General features: G+C 49.8%; 5 protein-coding genes. 2 read left to right on the top strand and 3 right to left on the bottom strand.

All coding sequences use genetic code 11. The features are described 5' to 3' along the window. Positions 1–221: 221 nt before the first annotated feature. Positions 222–875, top strand: a complete 654-nt coding sequence (locus QOL82_RS28975) for a site-specific integrase (RefSeq protein WP_283445792.1) — start codon at positions 222–224, stop codon at positions 873–875. 62 nt (positions 876–937) lie between these two features. Here the strand turns inward: QOL82_RS28975 and QOL82_RS28970 are convergent, their stop codons facing one another. The 3 genes from QOL82_RS28970 to QOL82_RS28965 form a co-directional block, all read right to left on the bottom strand. Next, positions 938–1120, bottom strand: coding sequence for a hypothetical protein (locus tag QOL82_RS28970; RefSeq protein ID WP_488158816.1), 183 nt, complete (start codon positions 1118–1120; stop codon positions 938–940). 553 nt (positions 1121–1673) lie between these two features. After that, positions 1674–2000 (bottom strand): IS3 family transposase, encoded by a 327-nt coding sequence (locus QOL82_RS29350; protein WP_430438571.1) that lies wholly within the window; start codon positions 1998–2000, stop codon positions 1674–1676. Positions 2001–2203: 203 nt separating this feature from the next. After that, complete coding sequence (locus tag QOL82_RS28965; protein ID WP_283445791.1) at positions 2204–2506, bottom strand: helix-turn-helix domain-containing protein; 303 nt, start codon at positions 2504–2506, stop codon at positions 2204–2206. 86 nt (positions 2507–2592) lie between these two features. Between QOL82_RS28965 and QOL82_RS28960 the strand changes: the two genes are divergently transcribed. Beyond that, complete coding sequence (locus QOL82_RS28960) at positions 2593–3033, top strand: hypothetical protein (protein ID WP_283445790.1); 441 nt, start codon at positions 2593–2595, stop codon at positions 3031–3033. Positions 3034–3663 lie beyond the last annotated feature (630 nt).

Raw genomic sequence — 3663 nt, 5'->3', positions numbered from 1 at the left:
GCCTTCATTCTTCCATTGGCTACCGTACTCCGATGGAGGTTGAAAACATGTTGAAAGCTGCATAACCTGCTGTACGTGAAACCGAGGCAGGATCAAAGCTCTTTAAGAAGGACCAGAAGAATGGCGGCCGTACGCAGTACGAGGCTACTGAAAACGATGTCCAGCAGATTGCTGAAAATTTCCTTCTTCAAGCATCACAGCACGCTGCGCAGCGAAACATCTTGATGATGGACCTGGCATGTGAGGTCAGCTGGCGCCGTGGTGCAATCAATTCACTCACATGCGATCAGTTTTCACGGCTAGACTTTTTGGATTCTAACCACGACGACTTTATCGTGATTCCGCCGTCGCAAAAATTTGGCTATCAACGCCAATTCGAGATTCCGTTCCGATTGGCGTTTCGGGTAGCAGAGTTCATTACAGCTGAGCGAAAGCAGTTTCTTTCTCATAAGGGGTGGAGCGAGTCCCGCACGCAAAATCGGGTTTTCATTTCGGAACAGGGCGGGGAGCCACTGGAGAACCAGACAATTTCTCAGATCTTCGGTGATGCATTTAAGGTCTTGGGATGCCCTAGAGGAGCAAATATTCATAGTTTTAGGAGAAAGTTTGCAAATGATTTGATAGATGAGGAAATTCTTCATCGTTTGGAGCTTGGGCTTGATACTAGTGAGATTTCAATAGCAACAACGGTCGCATTTAAAATGGGGCATAGCAATCCGGAGTCGCTAAAGCCATATATCAACAAGCGATTGAGCAGAATAGTGAAGCGCCATAAAAAGCTGAAGGAAAATAGAGTTCAAACGCTTGAGGACGAGAATCGAGCTCTAAAAGAGCGTATTGCTCTTATGGAAAGAGACTGGATTCGCAGCAAATGAGTGGCATCAGGTCCTTGCTAAGTGCTACCCAGATGCCGGCGCTCCAGCTTGCTCTGTGGTGATTAAGTAATTTCGGAGACATCAATAGGTTTTGGTCCTGCCATTTTCCGCTCGTAGGTGGAAGGCGGCAGGTTGCCCAGAACTGAATGCAGACGTTGGCTGTTGTAGAGGCCGACGATGTGGTTGGAGATGTCAATCCGGGCTTCGCTGTGGTTGGCATAGTCGCGTTGCCATACGCGCTCCATTTTAAGATTCAGGAAGATGTGTTCAGCAACAGCGTCAGAGACGTGCTCCTGACTCCCAGAAATTTCTCTTGCGGCTCATGCTGCAGCTGAAGCCCATTGCTGTTTATAGGGCTTGATATTAGACGCTTGCATCCGGCTTGGCTGCCACAGTCCGGATGAACGATCAACCCAGTGTAAGGGCGTGGCCATCCCATCTTGAAGTGATGCACGGTGTCGAGAGAGCATCCTGTCCACCAAGACTTAAGTGGACACGTGTACACCATGGAAGAGAACAGGGAAGTCAAGCCAGTGCGGCGCCTGCGGCATAGCGCTGTATTCAAGGCCGAGGCAGTCAAGTTCCCGCATCGCTGGTCCCCGACGCAATGGCGCTTCTACGCCACCGTCATCCCATCGTCAAGATGGGATTGCCGTGCGCTTACAACCCAGTTGCAGGTCGGCGCTATTGAAGTGCCATGTGCAAGGCGTCGCAGACCAGTTTGGCGGGCATGCTTGGCGCCATGGCCCAGCCAACCACCTTGCGCGAGAGCAGGTCGATCAACATTGTCAGGTACAGTCAGCACCAATGCGAATGAATGTACGTAATGTCAGGCACGTAAGCCTTGCTTGGTGCTGCCCGGATTGAAGTGGCGGTCAGCACATTGTCAGCAATCGGCAACTCATGGTTGCTGTTGGTGTGGACGAACTTGTGCTTCCACATGGGTTTCAAGCCTGCCCGACGCATTAGACTGTGAACTTTGAACCGACCGACACTGACGCCGCGATTCACCAGCGCCGTCACTAGACGGCGACTGCCATAGCTCTGGTAGCTTGCCGCGAAAACCGCGCGTATGCCTGGCTCACTTACACGCCGCCTGGTTTTATAAAGCCCGGAACGGCTCACGCCCAGCAAGTCGGTGATTCAAGAATTCGCTAAGACACCCAGCGATTTTCAAAGATCTTTGACTTTTCGTCAGCGCGTGTTGATGCTCAGCAACTGTACTAGACCCTGACTAGACAACTGTGATTCTCCAATATGGATGCTCACGACCGCGTTCCACGTCACATTATTGCGCTACACGCGTAAGTCGTGCGCTTTAGCCCTTCCTAAACTTGACCGCGTTCCGTAGCAAATTTGAGAATTTGATCGACTTCTTTTGCAATCGTCCGTTGAAGCTCTTCTGGTTCACTAGAACCAGCCAGTACATAGGCGGCAAATAGCAGCGAAACTGGGTGAACATCGAGGATGTGGCAAAGTCCATCCAGCTTATCAACCGTAGGTGATTTTAGGCCTCGCTCTAAGGTGCTGACATAAGTGCGGCTCGAAATCGCGGAAAAACCCTCTTGGGGTATTCCCTTGGACTTTCTTGCACTGGCCAATGCCTTTGCTAACCCAGCCCGCAAACTCATCTAGTCTCCCACTTAAAAAATGGGATCTACTCATTTTGAGCGCTAAAGGGCTACAATCTATAGTGTTCATTTTGGGAATAGTTGCAATGCTTACAACCACAGTTAGAGATAAGTTTGTTGGCCCTGTATCGTTCGGTGCCGGGGATGAAGTGATGACATGGCGAAGGATGACGATTGAGCTACAAGATCCATACTATGTCATTGAATATCAATTAAAAGAGGGGCGCATATTGATGGGTGAGACTGTTATCGTCTACTTCTTGGATGATCTGATTAATATTTGCAAGCAGGCCAACGAAGACCCGCGGCTACTCATTCTTGCGGTACAGCTTCTTAGTCCTAAGCGCATCAATCAAACAAACAATTGGAAGCTTGAGGAACTCCGTGAAGTCTGGCGTTATAGCGATGATATGGACGACCAGATAACTTTTGTGACGACTGGAGGAGAACGGCGTAATTGGGGGCGTCAGACTATGGCAAAAGATTTTTCGAAAACGGCTAAATTGATCTGGGAAATGCCTACTTAGCCTTGATCGGCTTGACCTTGTATGTAAAAAGCCTCGATTGCGATCTGACCAAAGCACTCGGAGAGAACAAGTTCTCGAAGGTCACCGACAAGTTACGCAATCATGAAACAACAATGTTTGAATGGGAGGTCAAACCATGACTGCCACGCGGAAAAGGGCACGTAATTCGTTGCTTGCGACAGTAGATCCGGACAAGCTATCGAGGTTTTTTCTCAGTTAACTAACCGGTCCGTTCAAAGACGGCTTGGGGAGCAAGAAAAAGCTGACGTTGTTAAACGGCTGGTTGGAGCGGTGCCGCTGAACGTTCTTGCGGAAATATTTCAAGCTCGGCAATTGGACAGCATGATGCAACAGAACTCGCTTGGCCTCGAAGAGTCCAGAAACCTTGAGCAAGTAAGCAAATAATACGTTAGCCAGCGCAGGCGTTCGTGAAGGACCGGGTTCGACCCTTTGCAGCCTGTCGGATTACTTAGCCGAACGTCCGGAATACAATGTATATCGGACTAGCTCCAGTCACCGACTCTGTGATGAGTGGTGCGAGCGTCATCGAGTACCAATAATATTCAACGGCCCAAGCATACAGATAGCCGGATACGTATGCTGTTCAGCCGCAGCCAGGCCTTCATCGCT

Source organism: Noviherbaspirillum suwonense, assembly GCF_900182955.1.
Classification (GTDB): Bacteria; Pseudomonadota; Gammaproteobacteria; order Burkholderiales; family Burkholderiaceae_D; genus Noviherbaspirillum_A; species Noviherbaspirillum_A suwonense.
Note: the sequence above shows the minus strand (reverse complement) of the source record. Positions and strands in the feature narration are given on the sequence as shown.